21 protein-coding genes are annotated in these 25,362 nt (G+C 37.4%); 14 read left to right on the forward strand and 7 right to left on the reverse strand.

The window, feature by feature from the left end; translation table 11 throughout:
* Nucleotides 1-225 precede the first annotated feature (225 nt).
* From ESZ36_RS16390 to ESZ36_RS16405, 4 genes are all read left to right on the forward strand, one after another.
* Nucleotides 226-768, forward strand: a complete 543-nt coding sequence (locus ESZ36_RS16390) for a magnesium transporter (RefSeq protein ID WP_211357804.1) — start codon at nucleotides 226-228, stop codon at nucleotides 766-768.
* Nucleotides 765-1,754: an efflux RND transporter periplasmic adaptor subunit gene (locus ESZ36_RS16395; protein ID WP_146789857.1), complete on the forward strand. Its 990-nt coding sequence runs from the start codon at nucleotides 765-767 to the stop codon at nucleotides 1,752-1,754. The genes ESZ36_RS16390 and ESZ36_RS16395 overlap by 4 nt, the downstream gene beginning before the upstream one ends.
* Nucleotides 1,755-1,928: 174 nt before the next feature.
* Complete coding sequence (locus ESZ36_RS16400) at nucleotides 1,929-3,044, forward strand: DUF1214 domain-containing protein (RefSeq protein ID WP_246129139.1); 1,116 nt, start codon at nucleotides 1,929-1,931, stop codon at nucleotides 3,042-3,044.
* A gap of 33 nt (nucleotides 3,045-3,077) precedes the next feature.
* Nucleotides 3,078-4,193, forward strand: a complete 1,116-nt coding sequence (locus ESZ36_RS16405; protein ID WP_246129140.1) for a DUF1254 domain-containing protein — start codon at nucleotides 3,078-3,080, stop codon at nucleotides 4,191-4,193.
* A 493-nt stretch (nucleotides 4,194-4,686) separates the two neighbouring features.
* Here ESZ36_RS16405 and ESZ36_RS16410 read toward each other — a convergent pair whose 3' ends face one another.
* Together ESZ36_RS16410 and ESZ36_RS16420 are read right to left on the reverse strand one after the other, a co-directional pair.
* The gene (locus tag ESZ36_RS16410; protein ID WP_146789859.1) at nucleotides 4,687-6,129 is read right to left on the reverse strand and encodes an IS1182 family transposase; all 1,443 of its coding nucleotides are present in this window, start codon (nucleotides 6,127-6,129) and stop codon (nucleotides 4,687-4,689) included.
* Nucleotides 6,130-6,809: 680 nt separating this feature from the next.
* Nucleotides 6,810-7,748 carry a LysR family transcriptional regulator gene (locus ESZ36_RS16420; protein WP_146789861.1) on the reverse strand — a complete coding sequence of 313 codons (939 nt, stop codon included), beginning with the start codon at nucleotides 7,746-7,748 and terminating at the stop codon, nucleotides 6,810-6,812.
* Nucleotides 7,749-7,917: 169 nt separating this feature from the next.
* On the opposite strand from ESZ36_RS16420, the gene ESZ36_RS16425 reads away from it, so the two are divergent.
* The 7 genes from ESZ36_RS16425 (at nucleotide 7,918) to ESZ36_RS16455 (ending at nucleotide 14,884) form a co-directional block, all read left to right on the forward strand.
* Complete coding sequence (locus tag ESZ36_RS16425; RefSeq protein ID WP_146789862.1) at nucleotides 7,918-9,426, forward strand: arylsulfatase; 1,509 nt, start codon at nucleotides 7,918-7,920, stop codon at nucleotides 9,424-9,426.
* A gap of 216 nt (nucleotides 9,427-9,642) precedes the next feature.
* Nucleotides 9,643-10,482: a formylglycine-generating enzyme family protein gene (locus ESZ36_RS16430; RefSeq protein WP_146789864.1), complete on the forward strand. Its 840-nt coding sequence runs from the start codon at nucleotides 9,643-9,645 to the stop codon at nucleotides 10,480-10,482.
* Nucleotides 10,483-10,698: 216 nt separating this feature from the next.
* Complete coding sequence (locus ESZ36_RS16435; RefSeq protein ID WP_146789866.1) at nucleotides 10,699-11,052, forward strand: DUF3302 domain-containing protein; 354 nt, start codon at nucleotides 10,699-10,701, stop codon at nucleotides 11,050-11,052.
* A gap of 2 nt (nucleotides 11,053-11,054) precedes the next feature.
* Nucleotides 11,055-12,203: an HlyD family secretion protein gene (locus ESZ36_RS16440; protein ID WP_146789868.1), complete on the forward strand. Its 1,149-nt coding sequence runs from the start codon at nucleotides 11,055-11,057 to the stop codon at nucleotides 12,201-12,203.
* A gap of 142 nt (nucleotides 12,204-12,345) precedes the next feature.
* Nucleotides 12,346-13,065, forward strand: coding sequence for an EAL domain-containing protein (locus ESZ36_RS16445; RefSeq protein WP_146789870.1), 720 nt, complete (start codon nucleotides 12,346-12,348; stop codon nucleotides 13,063-13,065).
* 397 nt (nucleotides 13,066-13,462) lie between these two features.
* Nucleotides 13,463-14,233, forward strand: coding sequence for a hypothetical protein (locus ESZ36_RS16450; RefSeq protein WP_146789872.1), 771 nt, complete (start codon nucleotides 13,463-13,465; stop codon nucleotides 14,231-14,233).
* Nucleotides 14,234-14,449: 216 nt separating this feature from the next.
* A complete protein-coding gene (locus ESZ36_RS16455; RefSeq protein ID WP_146789874.1) occupies nucleotides 14,450-14,884 on the forward strand; it encodes a hypothetical protein in 435 nt (144 codons plus the stop codon).
* Nucleotides 14,885-15,084: 200 nt separating this feature from the next.
* Here the strand turns inward: ESZ36_RS16455 and ESZ36_RS16460 are convergent, their stop codons facing one another.
* The gene (locus ESZ36_RS16460; protein ID WP_146789876.1) at nucleotides 15,085-15,459 is read right to left on the reverse strand and encodes a hypothetical protein; all 375 of its coding nucleotides are present in this window, start codon (nucleotides 15,457-15,459) and stop codon (nucleotides 15,085-15,087) included.
* A 465-nt stretch (nucleotides 15,460-15,924) separates the two neighbouring features.
* Nucleotides 15,925-18,039: a S9 family peptidase gene (locus tag ESZ36_RS16465; protein ID WP_146789878.1), complete on the reverse strand. Its 2,115-nt coding sequence runs from the start codon at nucleotides 18,037-18,039 to the stop codon at nucleotides 15,925-15,927.
* 280 nt (nucleotides 18,040-18,319) lie between these two features.
* Between ESZ36_RS16465 and ESZ36_RS22565 the strand changes: the two genes are divergently transcribed.
* Nucleotides 18,320-18,490, forward strand: coding sequence for a hypothetical protein (locus tag ESZ36_RS22565; protein ID WP_170235867.1), 171 nt, complete (start codon nucleotides 18,320-18,322; stop codon nucleotides 18,488-18,490).
* Here ESZ36_RS22565 and ESZ36_RS16470 read toward each other — a convergent pair.
* Nucleotides 18,470-19,531 (reverse strand): hypothetical protein, encoded by a 1,062-nt coding sequence (locus ESZ36_RS16470; protein ID WP_146789879.1) that lies wholly within the window; start codon nucleotides 19,529-19,531, stop codon nucleotides 18,470-18,472. The two genes, ESZ36_RS22565 and ESZ36_RS16470, sit on opposite strands and share 21 nt — an antisense overlap.
* Before the next feature lie 483 nt (nucleotides 19,532-20,014).
* Here ESZ36_RS16470 and ESZ36_RS16475 point away from each other — a divergent pair, with 483 nt between their 5' ends.
* A complete protein-coding gene (locus ESZ36_RS16475; RefSeq protein ID WP_146789881.1) occupies nucleotides 20,015-20,482 on the forward strand; it encodes a low molecular weight protein-tyrosine-phosphatase in 468 nt (155 codons plus the stop codon).
* An 89-nt stretch (nucleotides 20,483-20,571) separates the two neighbouring features.
* On the opposite strand, the gene ESZ36_RS16480 is transcribed toward ESZ36_RS16475, so the two are convergent.
* Together ESZ36_RS16480 and ppsR are read right to left on the reverse strand one after the other, a co-directional pair.
* Nucleotides 20,572-21,624, reverse strand: coding sequence for a 3-deoxy-7-phosphoheptulonate synthase (locus ESZ36_RS16480; RefSeq protein ID WP_146789883.1), 1,053 nt, complete (start codon nucleotides 21,622-21,624; stop codon nucleotides 20,572-20,574).
* Nucleotides 21,625-21,837: 213 nt separating this feature from the next.
* Nucleotides 21,838-22,647, reverse strand: a complete 810-nt coding sequence (gene ppsR / locus ESZ36_RS16485; RefSeq protein WP_146789885.1) for a posphoenolpyruvate synthetase regulatory kinase/phosphorylase PpsR — start codon at nucleotides 22,645-22,647, stop codon at nucleotides 21,838-21,840.
* Between the two features lie 264 nt (nucleotides 22,648-22,911).
* Here ppsR and ppsA point away from each other — a divergent pair, with 264 nt between their 5' ends.
* A complete protein-coding gene (ppsA, locus tag ESZ36_RS16490) occupies nucleotides 22,912-25,299 on the forward strand; it encodes a phosphoenolpyruvate synthase (protein WP_146789887.1) in 2,388 nt (795 codons plus the stop codon).
* Nucleotides 25,300-25,362: the final 63 nt, after the last annotated feature.

The raw sequence follows: 25,362 nt of genomic DNA on the forward strand, positions 1-25,362 counted from the left end.
TGTACTTTGCTCATAAAGTGCTAGCTGGTAAAGAGCAAACTGTGCCAAATAAAGGTTCAATGTATTATTTCCTTTAGACGGATCAGAGTATTAATGGTTTGATAAAACATGAAAATCAGGCTATTTTATTGAATAGAAATAACCTTAAATAGTTATTATTTATAGGGTTTATAATTACTTGTCAGCATTGGTACTCAACAGTGCTGGCAAATTTGGGAGGATAAAATGAAAGAACAAGAAGCTGAACAAGTAAGCGAGGAAGCAACGGCGCACCCCCCGAAGACTTCTAGTAAAATCATGGGCGTATTTAAAGCTATTGCTAAGGTGGTTATTTTCTTAGTGGTGGCTGTAGTTGCCGCAAAAACGTTTGCTATTTTAGGCGCAATTCACGGCAAGGACTTACCTGAAAGTTATTTTTCTGGAGGTTATCCAACTATTTTAGCTTTACTTGATTCTGAAGTATTTATGGGGTTAATTTTCTTTATCACCCTATCAGTATTTGCCTATGTTGGTTATCTATTATGGGAACTACATGAAGTGGCTGTGCATAAAGCTGAAGCAAGCTCCTCACCGCAAATGCAGCTAATATTCGCACTTTCGTTATGTGGATTATTTATTCATAAGGCGTGGTGGGTATTAGCCATTATTATCGCTTTCACAAGTTGGGAAGCGATTGGTAATAGTATTAGTAACATGATTCATAAAGGCATTACTAAAGAACAGAAGGATAAAGAAAAAGAGAATAAAGCAGCAGGAGAGAACGCATGAAAGAGATAATGCTACCTTACATTTTAATTATGTGGACACTGGTAAAGCTCGGTGTCATTCAATGGAACTTAAGAAATGCGGTTTATATTGTTAGCTTAGGCTGCTTTATGTCATTCATGTTATTTACCGCGCATCGCTTTTGGTCTCCTGCGGATTTAACTGATAGCTCAACCGTAAAAGCGCCTCATGCGGTATTAAGTCCTCTAATCGGGGAGCAAATAGATACTATTTATGTCACTCATAATCAAGTGTTGAAAAAAGGTGAGTTAATTTACTCTTTAGTTGATACCGACTCTGAAGCTAAAATTGAAGGTGCTGAAGCACAAGTGGCGCAACAAGAAGAGCTTATCGCTCAATATAAAAGAGATATTCAACGTAGTATTGATGCCCCTGGTGTTTTTGCTCTGCGCGATATTGAAAAAATAAAGTCTGATTTAGATTATTCTGAGGCGATGAAAGACAAAGCGGAAGCAGATTTAGAAACAGCACATTTTGAGCAATCTCGTATGGAAATTAGAGCGCCCTTTGATGGACAAGTGTCTATCACTAATATTTCATCGGGCTCTCGTATTGGTAATATGCATATTTATGATACCAGCAAAAAATTTGTCGAAATGCGTATTCCTGACCAATCTTACCGTTATATTAAAAAAGGCCAATTTGCAGAGTTTTTTGTGAATGCCTACCCGGGAGAAATATTTAGAGGGAGAGTACACAGTATTACCGCAGGTACTGGTGAGGCAATGATTTCGCCTAGAGCTTCAGAACAACAGGTTAGACAGCATGTTGGCAACAATACCTCAGCACATGGCAGAACGGTTGTTATAGAATTTATTGAACCTGAAGGTTATAACGTACCAATTGGCTCTACTGGCTCAGCTTGGATATCAGCAACTAAGCCGGTACCTATATTAGGCTTTATGGACATTATTGGCGCAGCAACCGTTAGATTAAAGGCTTACAAAGCTTATTTGAATGCGTTGTGATGAGTATTACTAACAATGATATGTCGTAAGTTACAATATGTGTTTAGTGCATATTGTTTATGATATTAAGTCATTGGCGGGATGTTGTCTGACCAGTTAATATATCTCCAATGACTTAGCACAAACTTAAAAACTTACTTCAAGCTCTAACTAGAGTTTTAAAAGGAAATTAAAATGAAATCAATTACCAAATCTACTAATACCACTATGACTAGCAATATCAAAAAATCATTGATTGCTTTATCAATTGTTACCGTCCTGTCAGCCTGTACTACAACGACCAATGAAAACCAAAATGTTACTAACTTAGATAACTTTTTTGTTGAAAGCGGCGGCGTGATCGTTACTCCAGCGATGTACCCAACTCTTGAAACATCACATCAGATCCTTAAAAATCAGGACTTAGTTGGTGTGAATAATATTTTGCATAAACGAGAATTAACGCCAACAGATAATCAACCCGTTGTTCGTATGAATCGTGATACCTATTATTCATTTGCCGTGATTGATGTTTCAAAAGGGGCATCGATCACCATGCCAGAAATACCAGCGGGTAAATATATGTCGATTCAAGCTGTAACGGAAGACCACCGCATTCAGGCAATGGAATATGGCGCAGGCACATTTGAATTGTCTACACACACGGGCTCACATGTTTATGTGGTTATTCGTCTGGACGCAACGTTCTCTGAAGCGCAAGCAAAAGAAATTCAAGACAAAATGTCGGTGAAAGCAAATTCAAGTACTGAGTTTACAGCACCTACAGTAAACGAACAGTCATTCACTCAAGTTGAAAATTCATTAAAAGCACAAATAGCGGGCATTGCTAAACGTGACGGTGTTAATGCATTAACGGGTATGTTTACTGATGTTAAAGGTGACTCTGCTAAGTTATATACCGATGAAAAATATCAAGTAGGTGCGGCAATAGGTTGGGGGGGCGCACAAATGGTAGATAATATTTACGAGGTGTCAGGAAACTACCCGATGGATCAATGTCATCAGGCGACCTTTGAAGACCCTAAAAATAAAGCTTTTTGGTCAATAACGGTTTATAACAAAAAAGGTTTCATGTTTGATGATGCTGCTAACGTGAGTTCAAATACCGCGGTAATGAATAAAGATGGTCGTTACACCGTTAGTTTTGGTTGTGGTAGTGATGCACCAAATAATATTAAAACAGCTAACGAAAGTGGTGTATTTAACTTAGGTATTCGTCATTACCAGCCATCAGATAAAGTGAAAAATGAAGGTTATAGAATATTGCCTACGGTTAAAGTCGTTAAATAACGTAAACATTGAACTATTTAAAAGGAAATTAACATGAAATCGACTATCACAGGAACGAATACCACCATGACTAGTAATATCAAAAAATCATTGATTGCTTTATCAATTGTATCGGTTCTTTCAGCTTGTACAGCAACTACTAATGACACAGAAGCTTCTACGGGACAGGTAAATAACAACACAATTACCATCACTGAAGCTAACTTTGCTCAATCTGAAACTGCTCGCATGTATCGTAATTGGATTGCTGGTGGTAAAGCTAATGAGCAATTTGCCATATTACCAAAATTACCACCTCGCGGTAATAAAGCGCCAACCGTTCAAATGAATGATGATACGCTTTATGGTATTGCTATTATTAATGCGGTTGATGGTAAGGTCACTTTTGATATCCCAAAAACGAACAATTACTTCTCAGTGCAAGTGGTTACTGAAAATGGTCACGGTGAGTACCTTGTTGTTGAAGATGGAGTGCATACACTGCCTGTTACCAATACGGCAACAACGTTCTTAATTTACCGCTCAGGTATTGAAATGGGTGCGAATACTGACGAAGGCATTGCTAACGCAGTAGCGCAACTGAAAAAAGTAGATACAACTAAGTTCAACTTTGCCACTGACTACACATTACCAAATTATGACTTTGCGGAAGTTGATGCTGAAGTAAATAAGCGCAAAGCAGATGTTGATACAATCGTAGCGCGTGATGGTGTATTCACTTATACATTCCCTAGAACACCTGCTGAAGTGACGGACCTTACTCAGTGGAACTTAGAGAATGCTGCGGGATGGGGTGGAGCTTCTCCTGTTCCGCTAGAAGGTAATAAATACGTAAACTCACCATACATTAGTGGTGAAACATGTAAAACAACCACGTTTGAAGATCCAAAGAACAGATTTTTCACCTCTATCACTGCATACGATTCAGCAAAATACTTGATTGAAGGTGCTAAGGCGATTAACTCATACTCTTGGGAAGTGAACGCAGATAAAACGGTTACGGTTTCTTTCAACTGTGGTGATGATGCGATTAATAACATTGATACCTCAGCGTACGGTAAAGACTTCACTATCACTACGCGCCACTATGGTGCTACCCAAGCGGTTATTGATAGTAAGTTTGATATCATCATTAAAGCGATTAAGTAGTTAAGCTCAAATTTGGGTAGCGCTTATTGCAGGCTCTTTCACTATCTGACAGATTAAAATGTGGCTTTTGTTTATTGAAGCAATAAGCCACCAATCTACGGATGTATTTCTTGAATAACATTACTCTGTTGAAAACTAATGTTTCATTAACTTTTATTTTTTGTACTCTTGTTACAAGTCCAATAAAACCTATCTCCAATCTTCAAGCAACAGTTTAAATGTTCAGCTTTTGTAATGATCTAATGAACGCCTCCGAATCTCAAGTTTGGTTTTTATAATCAAACAATGCATATTTATATCTGTGTGGAACGTCCGCTATCGTATCAAAGTGATCATTAGAAACGATGGTTTGAGTTCATGAAAAGGGTCGGCTTTTTGGACAGCCTGTGTAAAAACTCATTGTTGTTTATATAAATTTCAAAAACATTTTACCGTTTAGTTTGTTTATTTTGGATGAGAGTCGAATTTAAAATAGAAAGATAAGGCTAGAGCCTTATATTGTGGCCTTTATAGCGTTTATTAAGCCTTGATTACCCATTATGTTTAACATTCGTTTGAAGTTATAAGCCAGGACATGGAGATTCATTTCGGTTCGAACATTTTTAAATCGACGAGTGAGTAAATGTGTCATACCCATCCAACACTTAATCGTACCGAACGGGTGCTCGACACTCTGCTTTCTAATTAGCATCAAGTCTGGCCGTTTTTTCATTAACTTATCCATATTGTCTATTCTGTCTTGATGCTCCCATCGCGATATTTTTCGTGGTGTTGCACTTTTAGTACATTGTGGCTGCAAGCTACAATGTCGGCAATCTTTGACTCTGGCTCGGTAATGCATCAAATATAAATCACGATCTTTGGTTCTGGTTTTACCTGGCATTAATTGACTGTTGTTGGGACAAATATAAACATCTTTTTCTTTATCATAGGTAAATTTAGAACGATTAAATATGCCTTTTTTATCGCTACCTGAGGTATCTCCCTTTGGTACAAGTGGTGTCATACCCGCATCTTGTGTGTCTTTGATATCTTGGCCGCTGAAGTAACCCTTATCTGCTATAACTGTTAGGTCTTTTCTTTTTAGCGCGTGTTGAGCTAAAACCGCGGTAGGACAGAGTTGGCCTCGATCAGTCGTATTTGTTACTTCATGTGCAACGATGAGATGATGTTTGGTATCAACAGCACTTTGTATGTTGTAGCTGACAACTCTCGTCATACCTTGTGTTTTCATCAACCTTGAATCTGGGTCGGTTGTGGATATTTGTTTTTCTGGATGAGCTTTCACTTCTTTTTCTAGTGTTTTTAATTCAGCTAGTTTCTGTTTTAAATTGTTAATGCTTTCTTGAGTTGCCTTGATTGTTTGGGGGCTATGTTGCTCTTCATCAGCACGGTCTAGTTTTTCTAAATAGTTACTAATATGTTTTTCAACACGTTCAATATGAAAGGCCATTTTCTTTGGGGTGTAATTGTTATCTTTGTGGTTGCTGGCTTTAAATTTACTACCATCAATAGCAATCTCGCCTTCATCAAACATGTGAATTTCCCTGCATAGCTCAACGAATGTCCGGCACACATGCTTAATACCCTTAGCATTATTTTTTCTAAAATCAGCAATGGTTTTAAAATCTGGAGCAAGTCGTTCAAGTAGCCACATGAGTTCAATATTTTGATTTGCTTCAATTTCTAATCTTCTAGAGGATTGGACTCGATTTAGATAGCCATAGAGATAGAGCTTTAACATGACCGCAGGATGATACTTAGGACGACCAGTAGACTTGGTGAACACACCCGTAAAACCTAACTCAGCTAAATCCAATGCTTCAATAAACACATCAATGACTCGGACGGTATTTTCAGCATGAACAAAGTCATTGAGGGATTCAGGAAAGAGTGTAGATTGGGAGCGGTTAATACCTTTAATAAAGCCTGACATGACACTTACCAATAAAGATTAACTTACTGATAAGTATAGCAAACGTGCGTTATGTTTGTGGAGAAGGTTAAGACCGATTGATCATAACTATCAGGTAGTTATACGAAAAGGTGATCAAAAGGTTTTCACACAGTCTGTGGCAAAAGTGATCATGTCTCGAAAGTGCGCTAAGCGGAAGGTAACATTCTTGATTAGTATCCATTTTTATGGAGCAAGCTCAGCTCCATAAAAACTACCAAGGCAGCCCTAAGGTCACTGTTAAATTAACTAAGCCTGTTTTATTAGGACTGCTAGTGGGTTAGGTTGATTTGTTCAGGCAGCGAAAGGTAGATATATTCACATTGATGGCGATGCAAAGGCTGTGTCTGAATTTTTCGGACCATTTGATAAACCAGCTAAAAGTTCAAAAATAACGCTTCGTTAATAGCTCAACCTAATCCTAAATATGTCATTGTCTTAATATGTATACTTTGAAAAAAAGTGAAATGACTAAAAGCATATTATTTACAATTTTTTGATGGTTTCTCTTATCAAATTTCAGCATGTAGCGGGGGAGTATATATGTCAGCCCCACATATTCATGAAGGTAAACACCTCTCTCAATTGGCATTATATGTATTAAACGAGGTATTCAATCAGGGCTTTTTGTGTACGTAATTATTAATCATTGAATAACAGTATTATTGAATGGCGGGTAGTGACTGCATGTTTTTACAAATATCAATAATGATAGTTCTTAGCCAACGGTGAGACTTTACGTGTTCCATGCTCCAGTGCCAATTCATGTAAGCTATCATTTGTTTAGTTTTAAAAGGCGGGTTAAACCAAATATAATCATCTACATTACGCATAGACTGTAAAACAGTGCCTGGCATGATACAAATTAAGTCAGTAGCACTCACAATTTCTAAAATATTTTCAATACTTGTACTGGTGTATTTTATCTCTCGGTTGTAGCTAAAATCTTGCATGGCTAAACTAAGTGGATAAACATTACCTTTTCTCGGGGCTAATACCGCATGTTTTTCTGCCAAATATTCAGAGAGCAATAAGTTAGTTTTATTGTTAAGGCTAGGGTGTTCCTTCCTTGCAATGACAAACAGTTTGTCGTCAAATAATTCTTGGTGGTGGCAGCCTATTTCATCAATAGTTAAATAATCAAGATGCAGGTCGTATTCTTTATCCCTTAATGATTTTTCTGCATCAATTAGCATATCAGTACTGACGGTGAGTGAAATGTTCGGAGCTACATGCGCTAAATATTGGCTTAGTTTGGTTAAATAATTACTGTTACCCACGCCTAAAATGTTGATATGAAAATTTAGATTGGCTGTTTCTGGTAAAAAATCACCGGTATCAGGTAAGGTTGATGACACATCCGCGAGTATTTTATTGATGATAGGGTAGATTTCATCCGCTTTGAGTGTCGGCATCATTTTACCTGCTTTACGCTCAAATAAGGGGTCATTGTAGAGCGACCTTAATCTTTTGAGTGCCTGTGAAACAGCAGGCTGTGTCATGCCCAAATTTTCAGCTGCATGGCTAATGTTTTTTTCATGCATTAATGCCGTAAATATTGACAGTAGATTTAAATCTACGTTCCTTAAATACCTAGCCATCGCAGTTATTCCCTTCTTTTAGGTCAATGTTACCTCTCAACTACAAGCTACTATAAGTGATACTTATAGTCCTGTCATTTTGTTTTATTTCTAAAGATAAGCATATGTATTTAAGCTAGCTCCATATTCATTTTTTAATAGATTTGAAGGTTTAACTAAAGGAATACTTATGACAATTAATACTAAATTTACACAGTTTGCCATTGCATTAGGAATGTTGACTGTATCTGCAACATCACTAGCAACTACGGATACAAGTAAACCCAATATTTTAGCTATCTGGGGTGATGATATTGGACCCTATAATATTAGTGCTTATAACCGGGGAGTAATGGGATATAACACACCTAATATTGACAGAATTGCTAATGAGGGGGTTTTATTTACCGACTCTTATGGCGATCAAAGTTGTACTGCTGGTCGCGCTGGTTTTATAACGGGTCAACATCCTATCCGCACAGGTTTAACCAAAGTTGGCCTACCCGGTGCAAAAGAAGGCATTAACAAAAAGGACCCAACCATTGCTGAGTTACTTAAACCCCATGGTTACATGACCGGCCAATTTGGTAAAAACCATTTAGGCGATCAAGACGAACATTTACCGACTAACCATGGTTTTGATGAGTTTTTTGGCAATCTGTATCACTTAAATGCCGAAGATGAGCCAGAGCATCCTGATTACCCGCAAGACCCCGCGTTTAAAAAACGTTTTGGTCCTCGTGGCGCTATACACTCATTTGCTGATGGTAAAATTACCGATACGGGGCCCGTGACTAAAAAACGTATGGAAACTATTGATGAAGAGTTTTTAGGCGCAACGCTAAAGTTTATCGATAAAGCTCATGCGGCAAAAAAACCATTTTTCGTCTGGTTTAACTCTACTCGTATGCATATTTGGACTCGTCTAAAACCTGCATCTCAAGGTGTTACTGGCCAAGGTTTATACGCCGATGGCATGACAGAACATGATGGCCATGTTGGACAGTTACTCGATAAATTAGATGACTTAGGAATAGCAGACAATACCATTGTTTTGTACACCACAGATAATGGTGCTGAATTAATGCTTTGGCCTGACGGTGGTTATACGCCATTTAGAGGTGAAAAAAATTCAAACTGGGAAGGTGGTTACCGTGTGCCAATGTTAGTGAAATGGCCAAATAAAATTAAGCCAAACCAAGTTTCAAATGAAATCATTTCATTGCAAGATTGGATGCCTACCTTTTTAGCTGCGACGGGAGATAATAATGTTAAAGCAGACCTTAAAAAAGGTAAAAATGTTGGTGGCACTAAATTTAAAGTACACCTTGATGGTTATAACTTTTTACCACATTTGTTAGATACGTCGAAAAAAGGCCCACGTAAAGAGTTTATTTATAGTTCAGATACCGGTGAGGTTGTTGCCATTCGTGATGGTGACTACAAAATGATCTTCAGAGCACAGAAAGCCCATGGATTAGAAACGTGGATGAATCCTTGGAGTGTATTAAGAGCACCTAAAATGTTTAACCTAAGAATGGACCCATTTGAACGTATGGATATTGAAGGACACGGTTATGCAGCATGGTACGCGGAACATATGTTCTTAATTGCACCGTCAATGTTTAAGGTAGGCGCTTTTAAACAAACCTTTATTGAGTTCCCTCAACGTATGAAACCAGGCAGCTTTGTTCCTTAGGTCATAACCTATGATAAGCGTTAAGTAAAATGAGAAAAAATAGCTATTGGTAACAATAGCTATTTTCCTAATGAAGTTGCTGTGTAAACGAACATAAATTTATTGCAGGGCACGATAGTGAAGTCACACAGCTATTTATCTTTCAAGGGTATCGCAATAAAAAAAACCAGCCTAAATCTTTATTCAAGCAATTATAGTTTTAAGAGCATTCATAATATGAATATATTCTGTAAAAGTTATCAAATAACCCGTCCAATTTTCTTAACCACTCTATTGATTTTATTGTCTATTGGTGGAGCATTGAGCCAAGAAATCCCTACGTCCGAAGTTAAAAATAAGCGCACTTTATCATTAACAAGCCAAAAGGAATTATTAGCTAATATGGCTTGGGTAGAGGGCGGCGACTTTGTCATGGGCAATGATTCAGAAAACGCAAGAAACCGAGAAAAGCCAGCGCACAAAGTAACCCTTAATGGTTTTTATATGGGGAAAACTGAAGTGACTTCAAAATTATGGGAAGAAGTGATGGGCTGGAACTATAGCTACTTTACCTGTGATGAATGCGCTGTTAATAATATCAGCTGGAAAAATGTACAAGAATTTATCAAACGTTTAAATGCAGCAACGGGAAAAGTATTTCGCTTGCCTTCAGAAGCTGAATGGGAATATGCAGCAAAAGGCGGTAATGAATCACGAGGTTATACCTATAGTGGCTCGAATAATATTGATGACGTCGCATGGTATGCGGGTAATTCAGTCCATAAAAATCACCCTGTTGCGATGAAAAAGCCGAACGAACTCGGCTTATACGATATGACCGGAAACCTATGGGAGTTTTGCATGGACGATATGAGTCGTACCATCTATAGCAAAGCCCCAAGATATAACCCACTTCATGCACCCAATAAAGACTTTAACACGACTTCAATGAAAGCTATTCGTGGCAGTGGATATGATTTTCCTGCTAATGAATCAGAAGTCTATAAACGTGATGGGGCAACGAGTAATGTTCGTATGCCAGATATTGGTTTTAGGTTAGCTTTAGACAAGCTGTAGATGAAAAATAAATGCGCTCTACATTAAAATAGACCTTTTGTGGCTTATACAAAGTAACCCTAACTATCAATTGAACTTATAGTGCCATTGCTTTTATTCATTTCTAAAACGAGCCCAACACAAATACCATAGACCTATAAATAAGGACTTTAATAATAAATATTAAGGTAAATGAGTAATTTTCATCAAGTATAAAGGCTCAATAAGGAGTATCAAATGTTAGATTATTTTGCATTGTTTTTAGTGTTTTTTGTTATTTTAGTATTGTTTTACGGAATAATCGTAGTGCACGATATTCCTTACGAGATTGCCGTTCATCGTCAACACCCTCATCAAGATGCAATTCATGTTGCTGGTTGGATCAGTTTATTTACATTAGGCGCTATTTGGCCATTTCTTTGGATTTGGGCGACCTTGTACAAACCAGGAATAGGCTGGGGCATGGTTAACAACTCTATAGATGATCAAGCTGAAGTAAAAAATAGTCAATTAGAACGCGACATCAAAGCATTGCAAGAACAAGTAAATATCTTAGCAAGTCGTCAAACTGAAGTCGGTAAGGAAACATAATCATGGATATGCTCATTATTTTAACGTACACCGCTTTATGTGTCGCTATTTTCAAAATGTTTAAGATCCCATTAAATAAATGGTCAGTACCGACCGCTGTTTTAGGCGGCGTAGTGTTACTGTCTTCCATTATGATTATTATGAACTATTTACACCCTTATGCTAAATACGGTAAGGAAGTTTTTGCGACTATTCCTATTACACCCTTAGTCGCGGGCAATATTAAATCTGTCGATGTTATTGCCAATATTGAAGTGAAAAAAGGCGATGTACTCTTTACCTTATATAACGAAGAACAAACGATAGCCTTAGAAAAAGCAGAGGCCGCGTTAGCGCAAGCAAAAAATCAAGTGCTGCAAAATGACCAAGCATTGCTTGCTGCTATAGGGCAAGTTGCCAAAGCGGATGCAAACAGAGACAGAACGCATGCTAGTTATTTTCGTTATATGGAAGGGCACTTGAAAGCTGGTGCAAGCTCACCCTTTACTCAACAAGAATTAGATAATAGAAGAGAGTTTTATGAAGGCGCGTTGGCAAATTTAGATTCAGCAAAAGCAACACAAAGAAAAGTACGCTTGTTAACCGAGTCTAAAATTTTGGGTGAAAACACGCAAGTTGCTCAATTAAAGGCAGTTAAAAACAAAGCTCAGTTAGATTTTGAACGTACTTTTGTTCGCGCTCCAGTTGATGGCATGCCCACCCAAGTAGCACTTAGACCAGGAATGCGTGCCGGTATATTAGCACTGCGTCCAGTGATGAGTTTTATTCCAACCGAAAAACGTAGATTTGCGGCCCGTATTTGGCAGAATTCATTATTACGCTTGAAGAAGGGCTTAGACGCCGAAGTTATTTTAGATGCTGTGCCTGGGCATGTTTTTAAAGGTAAGGTCGTTGAAATTCTACCGGCAATGGCTGAAGGTGAATACCAAGGTAATGGAGTACTAATAGGTGCAGGAAGCTTAGCAAAACATGGTTTTACCATTGCGATAATAGAACTAGAAGAAAACTTGGATGATTATAATTTACCACGCGGTGTTCAAGGCCAGGCAGTAGCTTTTAATCCCAAAGGTGATTTTTTACATACTTCTATGGTGCGAAAAATTTTATTTCGCATGATGAGCTGGATAAAATATGTTTATCCTATTAAGTAAATTTAAATGTGTGTAATGCTCGAGAGCATAGTTAGTTGTTAAGAGCGTTTCACACTTATATACATAGGCGAATAACCGTTTTAGTGGGTTATATGTGTCGTTTCATCATATTTGATGAAACTTATAGGTAAAGGATTATATTATGACAATTAACAAAAGAAAGGCTTTAAACAAGGTTGATAGAGAAACACCTATTAAAGATATTATTGCTTATTACCAACCTATTGTTGCCTTTGAAAATCAAAGAATAGTTGGCTATGAAGCGCTTGCAAGAAAAGTTATTGCAGAAAAAGTACAGGCCCCGATTGAATGGTTACCACAGATATTATCAGAAGATAATGGCTCTGAACGGTTAACTAAACATATGTTAGAACTTGTGTTGGATAAAATGTCACAAGTGTCTGATGATAAATATATTTCTGTTAATTTTGAAATTGAAGATATTGATAACGCTAATTTGCATCAGGTAATACAAAGGTTTGAAGCTGAGAAGCTTTCTCATCGTTTAGTCATAGAATTAACAGAGCGTGGTGAATTATGTAATTGTCCACCAGAGGCAATTCAAAAATTAAAAGAACTTAATTTTCGACTAGCATTTGATGATTTTGGCTCCGGTGCTGCTCGTCTTTTATCATTGATAGACTTTCAGCCCAATGTTATTAAACTCGATAAAATTGTAACCGATAGAATAAATGAAAGCGCCGTACAAAGTATTATTAAAGCACTCAGTGAATGGTGTCAAAGCAATGGAACAAAAGTCCTTGCAGAAGGCATCGAAGAGCACTCACAAATAAATCATTGTATAAGTGCAGGCATCAGTTATGGACAGGGATATTATTTTGGTCAACCCGCTAAGTTATAATGTAATGATATTGTTAAGGGCCATATAGTTCGCTCTTTCAGATTATCAGCACTATTCACTTTGAAATATGAAGTGGTACTGTGTGTTATGGCGAACTGATTATGGGTACTAATTTATAGTACTGGATTCTGTTCTTCATGGTGTATCCCCTTAGGCGAATTAATTACAGTGAAATCACAATAGTTTGACCACTATTGCAAGGCGTTTAAAAGTATCAGTCACCTAAAAAACACACTAGTACTGTATGAATATCACTACTACAAGTGGCTTTTATTTAATTAATTTACTACTATTTTTAGACGTTGAAATAAAAATAAGATCACTTCGTATTCCTATCCATATCCCATTTAGTTGTTGGCAGTTGTCATGGATAAATAATCAAAAAAAGGAAGCCACCATGACTAAAAAACTAAAAACTATATCATTTTATTTTTCGCTGTTCATCTTCCTGATGAGTTGGGTATCTGTGCCTGTCAATGCAGAAGAAGAAAAGTTAGAAAAAAACATTTCTAATATGTGGATGTTTGTCCCTAAAGCAGGGCAATCAGCAGATTTTGAAAAAGCGTTCAAAAAACACGTTGCATACCGTAAGTCTATGGATGATCCTCGTACTTGGTCAGTGTATCAGGCCGAAATGGGGTCACAGATGAATGCTTACATAGTTCGTGCATGTTGTGATTCTTGGTCGGATCTTGATGATTACCGCCAATGGAATACAAAATCAAAAGCCTCTGAAAACTGGCGTGAAAATGTGAGTGAATATGTTGCCCATTTCGAACGCAATCGCTCTGAAGCAGATTTTAAAAATAGTAATTGGCCGGCAGATGTGAAATATAAGTATGTTGGTGTTAACACCTACCAACTTAAATTAGGACACAGCGAGGCGTTAGCAAAAGACAAGAAAACTCTCAGTGATGCCGCTAAAAGTGAGAATTGGCCATATAATTGGTTTTGGGATGAGAGTATCAACGGAAAATTAGAAATGAGTCTTGCTATCCCCTATATGACCTATGGAGCTATGGCACCTCCAGAAATTAAATTTAGTGAAATGTTAGCTAAACATTTAAGTAGCAAAGAAAAGGCTAAAGAATTGCTAAACCGTTGGTCATCGCACTTTAAATCGATTTCTTATAACGTTTACGTATTACGTGAAGATTTGTCGATGTAAGTTATTCTGCAATTATCAGCTCTCAAAATGGCAACATCAGCTTGCCATTTTTTCTTGATTGTAGGGATTAAGAAGACCGTTTTTTTGTTCCATATTCTATATATGTAAAGTTTTTGCGTCATCCCATGATACTGAACGGTCAATCAAAACCCCGTAAGTGAGCTAATATCACCTCCGTTAATATCTAATGAATATATCGCATAAGAGATTAAAATAATGAATAAGATACTATTACCATTAGTCTGTGCCATGTTTACAGCCAATGCGGGCGATTTCACTACACAGTTTTATGCCGTATCGTATCACCCGACTAGTAGCGAAAAAATGAATGCAAATCACAAGTTACTCGGTGTTGAGTATATTAATGATAATATTGGGTATAGTCTTAGCACATTTGAGAACTCATATAACAAACAATCAGTGATGTATACTCAATCCGTTTATATCGAGAATCATGATCAAAATTATAAGATTTTTTTATTGGCAGGAGTCGCTACGGGTTACCAAGATACTGGAGGTATTTGTATTTTGGAGTTAGGGGATCTTTGTAGTGTTTTTGGAGTAGGTGTCATTTTAACTATTTACGATACACGACCTAGAATTACTTTATTAGGTGAAGCTCTAGTATTCAGCTTAGAGTATAAGTGGTAATAAAATCATTCTTAATAGGTTCGATAGCTGTTCAGCATATGCGCATATATATCGAGGTAGAGTGTGTCAACATTGGTAATGTTACTCACAAAGAAATCCAGAAGAACGTTAGCCATTTAAAGTGGGGGCTATCGAGATGATAGTATCCCCAATCATTATGCTACTAGTGACTTAGCTAAGTAAGAAACGAGGACTTCTAACTATCTTAATTTTAATCCAGACCAAGCACGCGTAAGTGCCCAAACTGCTAAAATAATAAATGTGGTATGTACAAAGGTAAAGTAAGTAATAACATAAACCCAAGTCCAAGCAGAATCAAAGCCCCCTAAGATTACCATCAATACTGAAACAACACCTAGTGCGATAAAAGCAACAAGATTGACTTTGATGCCTAATTTTGCATGATAATAACTTATGCTGGTTGGTGTCATATTCTTGATAGCGAGTATTAACCAAATAAAGGCAATACCTGGCAAAAAAGTGAGGTTTAAAATTGAAGCAAGTGCAGCATTAGATGCCTGTTTAATTTGTTGTTTATCAACCGCAGTCATTGTATCTGTTTGTGGCAATACCATAAGTAATTCCTTTACGTTAATTCGTTTGTTTAGCAATAACAAAAACTAAGAATAAAACCAAGGATAAAATTATTACTTTGGTTTAAAGTTGTTTAAGAACAATAAACATTCTAGTTTTTAGCAAGGTATTCTTTAGTGTATTCGATTAATTTAATTTTGGGATAAAAGAGCTCATTTGTCTAACACGGGATAAAGTCCCCTTTATATGAAACTAACCATATCAGAATACTTAGCGAGAGATGAAATGCATAGTGCGCACAAAGTGATCATACAAAGGCCAATATTATCAGCCTTTGTTGCACTTCCTGTATAAATCGTGAAAACCTTGTGTGAAATTTTATTACTCCCTCACAATAACTACCCAAGCAAAGTAAAAAATTAGACGTTAATGACTTATTGAGTGGACTTATTAAAAGTTAAGCTTAATAAAAACGTAGCTAATTTAGTTACGTTTATTCTGCTACTCTACTTTGGTAATAATGAGATAAAAAAGCTCATCTCCAAGGCTTTTTCATTTAAGCTTTTAAAACGTCCCGATGCACCACCATGGCCGGCATCCATATCGGTTTTAAATAGCAGCAAGTTGTCATCTGTTTTAAGCTCCCGCATTTTTGCTACCCACTTCATGGGTTCAAAGTATTGAACTTGCGAGTCGTGTAATCCCGTGGTGACAAGTATATTTGGGTAGTGTTGAGCACTAATATTATCAATGGGTGAATAAGCTAAAATACTTTGATAGGCCTGTACTTCGTTCGGATTACCCCATTCGTCATATTCATTCGTGGTTAGCGGTATACTCTCATCGAGCATAGTCGTTAACACATCTAAAAAGGGTACATGTGCGCCAATACCTAAATATAGCTCAGGTGCTTGATTGACCACAGCTCCCATTAATAAACCGCCGGCACTACCACCTGAGGCAAATATTTTATCTTTAGCACCATAACCTTGTTCAACTAAAGCTTTAGTAACATCAATAAAATCGTTAAAGGTATTCTGTTTATGCGCCATTTTACCTGTTTCGTACCATTCTCTTCCTAACATTTCTGAGCCACGAACATGGGCGATAACATAAACAAAACCTCGGTCGAGTAAGCTTAACGTTTGACTGGAAAAATCAGGATCTATGGTTATGCCGTACGCACCATAACCGTATTGTAATAGCGGGTTAGTGCCATCCTTTTGAAAAGTATCGGTACGATAAACAATAGATATAGGTACTTCTATGCCATCACGTGCGGTAATAAATAAGCGCTCGGATTGATAATCTTCTTTGGTAAAGTCACCTAATACTTTTTGTTGTTTAAGCTGCTTTCGCTCACCAGTTGCTAAGTCAAACTCAAATAAAGAGCCTGGTGTGGTTAAACTTGAATAATATAATCTTGCGGTGGTACTTTTCGGCTCTGGGTTATCATCAAGGCAAGCAAAATAACACGGATCATCAAAAGACAAAGGATACTGATAACCTGCATTTTCACCTTGAGTGGTGTGAACAATAAAACGAATTTGGCCATGCTCACGTTCGGTAACCACAGTGAAGTTTTGGAATAATTCAATACCCTCTAGCAGCACATCTTCTCTGTGAGGGATCACTTCTTGCCAGTTATTTATATCATGAACTTGACCGATAGCGACTTTCATTAACCTAAAGTTTTTAGCTTGAAAATTGGTCACAATATAAAAGTGTTCACCCATTTTATCAGCGTGGTATTCGTGTTGTTCTTGATACTCAAAGAGCTCGGCAAATTCGCCATCAGGCTCATCAGCACTGAGCGCCAAATAATGGGTTGATTCAGTAGCATGTAAACAAATATAAATTTGAGAGTCATCTCTACTCTTATCTAAACTCATGTAAAAACTGTGATCGTCTTCTTCATAAACGAGAACATCATCAGATTGTGGTGACCCTAATTTATGACGGTAAACTTGCGTACCTAATAAGGTTTCTAGATCTTTTTTTACATAAAATACGGTTTTATTGTCATTAGCCCAAACAATTTGTCCTTCAGTTTCAATAAGAATATCCGCTAAATAAGCGTCTTCTGACTCTGATGATTTGTTAAGGTCTTTAAAGTAAATGGTGTATATACGACGACTGTCAATGTCTTCTGATATCGTCATTAATTGATCATTAGGACTGATTGATAAATCCCCTAAATCATAAAACTCATGGTCTTTAGCTCGGTCATTAACATCCAATAATAGTGTTTTGTTTTCGCCAGAAAAACTGGTTGAACGATAATAATTTGAATATTCTTGTTCACCATTAATTTCGCTGTGATACCAATATTTACCGTCTTTTTCTGGCACGGTATTATCGTCTTTTACGATACGCGCTTTAAGCTCATCAAATAATGACTCTTGTAATGATTTTTGCTCAGCTAACATAGCATCAGCATAGTTATTTTCATCATTTAGGTGTGCCAATATTGCTTCATCGCTACGCTCGTCATCACGCATCCAATAATAATTATCTACACGATGATGATTATGAATTTCCATTTTATGAGGGATTTTTTTAGCTATTGGGGCGGTAATATTTTTGTCTGTCGCAGCTGATATAAGTGAAGATGTTGGCACTAAGTGCTCCTAGGTAAATGATGTGGCATGCATAACTACAGAAAACCTCGATGGACAAGTTTATCGAGGTTTTATCAATTAAGTTAGTTAATTGTTTGGTTGTTAATGATCTCAATCAACGTTTCACCAAAACAGTCTTTTAACGGTAGATAATTATCTTTATAGTATGCCGAAAATATTTAGTAACTAATATACGTATGAAAAACAAGGAAAAAATAGCACTGTTAATTGGTGCTGATTATAAAAGTATTATGCTCTCTTATATTAAAGGATTATCTCGATGCAAGTAACATCTAAAGTAACTGAAATAACAACTCTTTCAGTGACTGAGCTAGCAACTATTGTAAATTTTTTCTCAGGACTAGGCACTGCAGTGTTAGCTGTTGTCGCCTTTTATGTTCTATACAGGTGGAAAGCACGTAAAAAGAAATTAACTCTCGTGCGCGGATAAGGACTTAGACACGACCATAATATCCAATACATAATAAAGTGACTCCCAACCCCAAGGTTGGCGACCTAAGTTATGAAATATCATACCAGTAGCAATATCTTCCGCAGAGAATTGTTGCTCGTTTTCAGCAAAGTATCGGGTAGCTTTTCCCATAGTGGTGTCAGTCAGTAATTTTTTCATAGCGCCAATCCCTGAGTGGTAAGATTGAACTAAGAGTATATCGAAGAGTGCTTGTTGTTTTGTCTTATCAAGGTGCCCAAATACCGAGGAAAATATTGGTTGAAGATTTCTTCTAATCATAACATATAACCGCACAGCACAATCTACCTGTGCCATACGATGTTGATAGAAGCGCTTATCAATACCGCAGTCATTCAGAACCTCAGGTTTCAACTGCAGCATACCCAAAGCATTATCGCTTGAACGAACATTTTTTTTGGCTCCGCTTTCAATAATTAACTGGGCGACAAACAACCTCAATGACAATGTGTCTAATGGCTCAGACAGCTGCGAACTGCGGTGTTGAAACATTAACCCGACCAATGCCTCCAAACTAATAGGGTTTGACTCGGTACCTGCTTTAACACCGTCCCAAGTGCCCCATACTTTCGATTCCGGCGCAATGCCTTTTACTCGATCAATAGAGGCACGAATATCAACCCATGGCTGGTCACAACTCAAAGCAAAGGGGTAACCTACGGCAGATACACTACCTTCAACCCATCGATTAACCTTATTATTCTTGTGTAATTGAAAACGAATTTTATTTAATTTTTCCTGTGTTGCTATACCTGTATCTTCATTATCCATCCAGGTTAAAAATCGACCACGCTGATCAAAAAATACATGCCGATCAGGGAGTTCGCAATAACCATTCGACAGTAATACCCATCGGCGTAACTCGGTTAAATTATAGGACGCCCCCTTGCTAAACGAATACGGGGTATCGCGAACGACTTGTTTCCAGTCTGAAGTAGGCACTGCAATGGATATTGCACACCATAATAGTAAAAATATTGGTAGGATATATTTTATTAACACGATAGTTAACTCACTCAAAACGTAACTATTACTATAGCTAGATCCAAAAAGTATAAGAATAATAAACGCGATCTCTGATCTAGGCAACAACTTAGATTAAAGCAATAATTCTTTTAAATAATTGGCAGTTTCTGTCAGAAGACCGCACTTTACTATTTTATTCGTGGTTATATGGACGAGCTATAGAAAAATTGACTATTGAAATCCAGCTCCCCATAAAAGGTAAAGTATTTATTATTTTAAAGACTAAAAACTCACTCGATTTCATTTGTATGATCAAAAAATTTGTTCGTTAGTTTTATTTAATTACTTTAGTTTGATGCAAAGTAACTATCTACAGAAAATTATCCTTTACCTTTTTATTAAAACAGCTCAAAATAGTTTTATAAAAATTATCAAAAGAAAACATAAGTCATTGATTTCATTAGTGTGAAAACGCTTTGGAATCACATGTTAAATACATGGAAATTGGTATCTAAGTTTATGAATTATAAAGAAATAAGTAGTGTATTATTTGTGTGTATGGGCAATATCTGTCGTTCACCCAGTGCTGAAGCTGTTTTTAGACATAAAATGCAAGTAAAAGGTTTGACATTAAAAGTTGATTCTGCGGGTACTGTAGGAGCACATGCCAAACAAAAACCCGATCATCGCGCTCAAAAAGCGGGTGTTGCACGCGGTTATTCTTTTGATGGCATTAAAGCACGTAAAGTTACAGTGCAAGATTTTACCGACTTTGATCTCATTCTAGCAATGGACTATGACAACATTGAAGAGCTAAAAAAAGTAGCGCCACCAGCAATGCAAGACAAAATACATTTAATGCTAGATTTTGCTACCGAACATGAAGAAGATCAGGTACCAGATCCGTATTATGGCGGCGCTAAAGGTTTTGATTATGTACTTGATTTAGTTGAAGCAGCAAGTGATGGTTTATTAGAAAAAATATAAATCTGCGCACGATCTCTTATCACCACATATCATCGAAATAAAAAAACCTTAGCTTTTGGCTAAGGTTTTTTATTTGAATAAACTTAAATTTATTCGAAGCGTGTTTTTACTGAATCAGCCAACAACGCTAAAATATCTTCACTGACGGTTAAGTCAATACAAGCATCGGTAATGCTTTTTCCGTAGGTTAACGGTGTGCCAGCTTTAACTGCTTGATTACCTTCTTCGATAAAGCTTTCAATCATTACACCAAAAAGACTGTCTTCACCTTGGCTGATCTGATCAGCAATAGAGCGTGCAACATCAATTTGTTTATTGTGATCTTTATAGCTATTACCATGGCTACAATCAACCATAATACTTTGTGGTAATGACGCTTTTTCAAGTCGCTGTCGCGTATCTTTAATATCTGCAGCATGGTAATTAGGTACTTTACCGCCACGTAAAATTACGTGAGCAAATGGATTACCATGGGTTTGGTAAATACACATTTGACCACTTTTATCTGGTGAATATAATACATGCGGAACGCTTGATGCTTGAATAGCGTCAAGGGCAATTTTAACATTACCGTCAGTGCCATTTTTAAAACCAACAGGGCAAGACAGGGCAGAAGCTAATTCACGGTGAACTTGGCTCTCAGTAGTACGTGCGCCAATAGCGCCCCAGCTGATTAAATCAGAAATATACTGACCGGTAACCATATCTAAAAATTCAGTACCTGCAGGTAGTCCTAAGTCATTAATTTCGACTAATAAGTTACGGGCAAGTTTTAATCCCTTGGCAACATGAAATGACTTGTCTAAATCAGGGTCGCTAATTAAGCCTTTCCAACCAACGGTAGTACGTGGTTTTTCAAAGTAAACGCGCATAACAATGAGTAATTCATTTTTATACTTATCACGTAATACGGTGAGTTTTTTAGCGTAATCAATTGCAGCGGTGGGATCGTGAATAGAACAAGGGCCGATAATGACTAATAAACGTTTGTCTTCACCACTAATGACCGCTTCAATTTCTTTGCGGCTTTGCATAATAAAATCTGCAGTTGCCGTACTTAAAGGAATTTCTTCAGCAAGCTGTGCAGGGGAGACTAAATTTTCAATTAGCGTGGTGCGTAATTCATCAGTTTTAATTGTCATGAAATTCTAATATATCGTTAGATTAAGTTTGGTTTATTTTGGCTTCTTTATGGGCTAACAGAAGGCCGCGCATATCGCGCATACATAAAGTAATTTATGCGCGATAACATAGCTAAATTAGTCGCTAATGTGAACTGTTATTACTCATTCGAAGTAATAAAAGCTGAATAACTCACTGATAAATTGATTTAAGACTGTTATTCGTTATTTAATTTAATATTTGTAACGCTGTAAGCCTGTTTCAGTCAGTATCTTAGCAGTGATTTCTTCTACAGAAAGCTTGGTGGTATTGATGAAAGGTATCTTCTCATTTTTATAGAGTTTTTCTACTTCTCTAACTTCCATACGACATTGTCTTGCTGAGGAATATTTACTGTTTGCCATTCGGCCATCCCTGATATCGATTAGGCGTTGTGCATCTATGGTTAAACCGAACAGCTTTTTATGAAAAGGTTTCAAGAAACTAGGAATTTTAAGTTCTTCCATATCATCATCTGTAAAAGGGTAATTTGCCGCTTTTATGCCATATTGAAGTGCTAAATAAAGCGCACTGGGCGTTTTTCCTGAACGTGAAACACCGACTAAGATAACATCTGCCTCTTCATAGTTAGTGACGTTTGAGCCATCGTCATTGTTTAAGGCATAGTTCACTGCTTCAATTCGGTAATCATAGCTGTTTTCATGAATGCTATGGGTTCTATGCGTTTTAGGTTTGGCTTGTATCGCTAACTCTTTTTCAAGTGGAGCAACAAAGGGTTCTAAAAAGTTATAAAGCACGGCATCACAGCTCTCAATGATTTCTCGAACCTCATTATTTACAAAGGTATGAAAAACTAATGCAGGTTTACCACCGCGGCTGGTTGCTTTGTTAATCCGCTCTTTTGTAGCAAGCGCTTTCTCGGTGGTTTCAACAAACGAAATGGTATGGTGCTCAAATTCAGTAGGGAAAAGTGATAGTAGTGCGTGACCAAAAACTTCTGAAGTTATGGCGGTACCATCGGAAATGTAAAAAGCTGATCGCATAATTAATTCTTCTTATTGAATCGTTATTTATAAATGTTAGTGTCGTTTTGAAAGTTATATCCCATTGCCATTCCCAGCGCCTCGAATTGAAATAGCTCAAGCACTCTGAAACCTACATCTTGATTGGTGATGGGTATAATGAAAACTTTTAAGTTATATTTTATTTAGTCTTTTAGTTTGTACAACTGGCAGTGTAGAATGTATTTAGCGACAAATAAATAGATAAACAAATAATCAAATTTATTTTTTAATTGGAGAAGTGACGTGCAAGAAAATGTTCTTTGGTATCAAAGCTTAGGCATGAACGATGTAGACCGCGTAGGCGGTAAAAATGCATCGCTTGGTGAAATGATTTCTAACTTAGCGAATGTTGGCGTGCAAGTACCTACTGGGTTTGCTACCACGTCGTTTGCCTTTAATGAATTTTTAGAGCAAAGCGGCATTAATGAAAAAATTTACCAACTCCTCGATGATTTAGACGTAGACGATATTAGTGCGCTTGGTAAATGTGGTGCTATTATCCGTCAATGGATAATTGACACCCCATTTCTCCCTCAAATGCAGACTGATATTGAAGCTGCTTACGCAAAACTTGCCGGTGACTTTTCAGAAGATGCTTCTTTTGCGGTACGTTCTTCTGCCACAGCAGAAGATATGCCTGATGCCTCTTTTGCTGGCCAACAAGAAACTTTTTTAAACGTGCGCGGTTTTGATTCAGTGATGGTTGCTATTAAGCATGTATTTGCATCGCTTTTTAATGACAGAGCTATTTCATACCGTGTTCATCAAGGCTATGACCATCGTGGTGTTGCACTATCTGCTGGCATTCAGCAAATGGTACGAAGTGATATTTCTGCTTCAGGTGTTATGTTCTCTATTGATACTGAGTCTGGTTTTGACCAAGTTGTTTTCATCACGTCAAGCTTTGGTTTAGGTGAAATGGTGGTACAGGGCGCGGTAAACCCTGATGAGTTTTATGTTCACAAACCAACACTAGCTAAAGGCAAACCTGCTGTAGTACGTCGTAATATTGGTAGCAAAGCTATTAAAATGGTGTACTCAGATAGCCAAGAACATTCTAAGCAAGTTGAGATTGTTGATATTGATGAAGCTGATTCTAACCGTTTTTCATTAACCGATAGCGAAGTTGAAGAACTAGCTAAACAAGCGGTAATTATTGAAAAACATTATGGTCATCCAATGGATATTGAATGGGCAAAAGATGGCTTAGATGGCAAGTTATATATTGTTCAAGCACGACCTGAAACAGTTCGAAGTCGTGAGAATGCCAATGTTATGGAGCAGTTCCAACTACAAACTAACGATAACCTAACAGTTGTTTGTGAAGGGCGTTCAATTGGTCACAAAATAGGTAGTGGTGAAGCGAAGGTTTTATCGTCACTATCTGAAATGGATAAAATCCTGCCTGGCGATGTATTAGTTACTGATATGACAGACCCTGATTGGGAACCTATCATGAAACGCGCTTCAGCGATTGTGACTAATCGCGGTGGAAGAACCTGTCATGCTGCTATTATTGCACGTGAAATGGGTATTCCTGCTGTTGTTGGTTGTGGTAATGCTACTGAGCTTATTAACGCTGGCGATAACGTAACCGTTTCGTGCGCTGAAGGTGATACCGGTTTTATTTACCGTGGTAAGTTAGATTACGAAGTGAAGACTTCTGAAATTAATGATATGCCAGAGTTGCCACTTAAAATCATGATGAATGTTGGTAACCAAGACAGAGCTTTTGCTTTTGCCCGTTTACCTCATGCTGGTATTGGTTTAGCGCGCTTAGAGTTTATCATCAATAAAATGATTGGTATTCACCCTAAAGCACTACTTAATTTCGATACTCAGCCTGCTGAATTACAAGACGAAATTAATGATATTATCGTGGGTTACGAAAGCCCTGTTGAGTTTTATATTGCTAAGCTAACTGAAGGTATTTCAACGTTAGCTGCAGCATACTCACCAGAGAAAGTGATTGTGCGCATGTCTGATTTTAAATCAAATGAGTACGCTAACCTTGTTGGCGGCGAAGCGTATGAACCGCACGAAGAAAACCCTATGATTGGTTATCGTGGTGCAGCGCGTTATATCTCTAAAGATTTCAGAGATTGTTTTGCCCTTGAATGTGAAGCGATAAAACGTGTTCGTAACGACATGGATTTAACCAATGTTGAAGTAATGATACCGTTTGTTCGTACCTTAGGTGAAGCAGCAGCAGTTATTGATATTTTAGCTGAGCATGGCTTGAAACGTGGCGAAAATGGTTTACGCATTATTATGATGTGTGAATTACCATCAAATGCGCTATTGGCTGATCAGTTCCTTGATTACTTTGATGGTTTCTCTATTGGCTCAAATGATTTAACTCAGCTAACGCTTGGTTTAGATAGAGACTCAGGTTTAATCGCGCATTTATTTGATGAACGAGATCCTGCGATAAAAATATTATTAGCGATGGCGATAAAAGCCTGTAAAGCACGTGGTAAATACGTGGGTATTTGTGGTCAAGGACCTTCAGATCATGAAGACTTTGCTGCTTGGTTAGTAGAGCAGGGCATTGATAGCGTCTCGTTAAACCCAGATACAGTATTACCAACATGGTTATACCTTGCTGAGCAATTAGCAAAGAAAGCTTAGTTAGCACTTAGCTTAAATAAGCAGTAAAACTCAATAAGAGAAGCAATAGTCATATTGTTTCTC

The sequence above is a fragment of the Colwellia demingiae genome (assembly GCF_007954275.1).
GTDB classification, from domain to species: domain Bacteria; phylum Pseudomonadota; class Gammaproteobacteria; order Enterobacterales; family Alteromonadaceae; genus Colwellia; species Colwellia demingiae.

Excerpts from the sequence above, each read along its gene's own strand:
- ESZ36_RS16430 (WP_146789864.1), top strand. The coding sequence starts at position 9,643 with ATGAATATATTCTGTAAAAGTTATCAAATAACCCGTCCAATTTTCTTA.
- ESZ36_RS16390 (WP_211357804.1), top strand. The coding sequence starts at position 226 with ATGAAAGAACAAGAAGCTGAACAAGTAAGCGAGGAAGCAACGGCGCAC.
- ESZ36_RS16460 (WP_146789876.1), bottom strand. The coding sequence starts at position 15,459 with ATGGTATTGCCACAAACAGATACAATGACTGCGGTTGATAAACAACAA.
- ESZ36_RS16445 (WP_146789870.1), top strand. The coding sequence starts at position 12,346 with ATGACAATTAACAAAAGAAAGGCTTTAAACAAGGTTGATAGAGAAACA.
- ESZ36_RS16480 (WP_146789883.1), bottom strand. The coding sequence starts at position 21,624 with ATGACAATTAAAACTGATGAATTACGCACCACGCTAATTGAAAATTTA.
- ESZ36_RS16400 (WP_246129139.1), top strand. The coding sequence starts at position 1,929 with ATGAAATCAATTACCAAATCTACTAATACCACTATGACTAGCAATATC.
- ESZ36_RS16440 (WP_146789868.1), top strand. The coding sequence starts at position 11,055 with ATGGATATGCTCATTATTTTAACGTACACCGCTTTATGTGTCGCTATT.
- ESZ36_RS16395 (WP_146789857.1), top strand. The coding sequence starts at position 765 with ATGAAAGAGATAATGCTACCTTACATTTTAATTATGTGGACACTGGTA.
- ESZ36_RS16420 (WP_146789861.1), bottom strand. The coding sequence starts at position 7,748 with ATGGCTAGGTATTTAAGGAACGTAGATTTAAATCTACTGTCAATATTT.
- ESZ36_RS16455 (WP_146789874.1), top strand. The coding sequence starts at position 14,450 with ATGAATAAGATACTATTACCATTAGTCTGTGCCATGTTTACAGCCAAT.
- ESZ36_RS16425 (WP_146789862.1), top strand. The coding sequence starts at position 7,918 with ATGACAATTAATACTAAATTTACACAGTTTGCCATTGCATTAGGAATG.
- ESZ36_RS16450 (WP_146789872.1), top strand. The coding sequence starts at position 13,463 with ATGACTAAAAAACTAAAAACTATATCATTTTATTTTTCGCTGTTCATC.
- ESZ36_RS22565 (WP_170235867.1), top strand. The coding sequence starts at position 18,320 with ATGCAAGTAACATCTAAAGTAACTGAAATAACAACTCTTTCAGTGACT.
- ESZ36_RS16410 (WP_146789859.1), bottom strand. The coding sequence starts at position 6,129 with ATGTCAGGCTTTATTAAAGGTATTAACCGCTCCCAATCTACACTCTTT.
- ESZ36_RS16475 (WP_146789881.1), top strand. The coding sequence starts at position 20,015 with ATGAATTATAAAGAAATAAGTAGTGTATTATTTGTGTGTATGGGCAAT.
- ppsR (WP_146789885.1), bottom strand. The coding sequence starts at position 22,647 with ATGCGATCAGCTTTTTACATTTCCGATGGTACCGCCATAACTTCAGAA.
- ESZ36_RS16405 (WP_246129140.1), top strand. The coding sequence starts at position 3,078 with ATGAAATCGACTATCACAGGAACGAATACCACCATGACTAGTAATATC.
- ESZ36_RS16435 (WP_146789866.1), top strand. The coding sequence starts at position 10,699 with ATGTTAGATTATTTTGCATTGTTTTTAGTGTTTTTTGTTATTTTAGTA.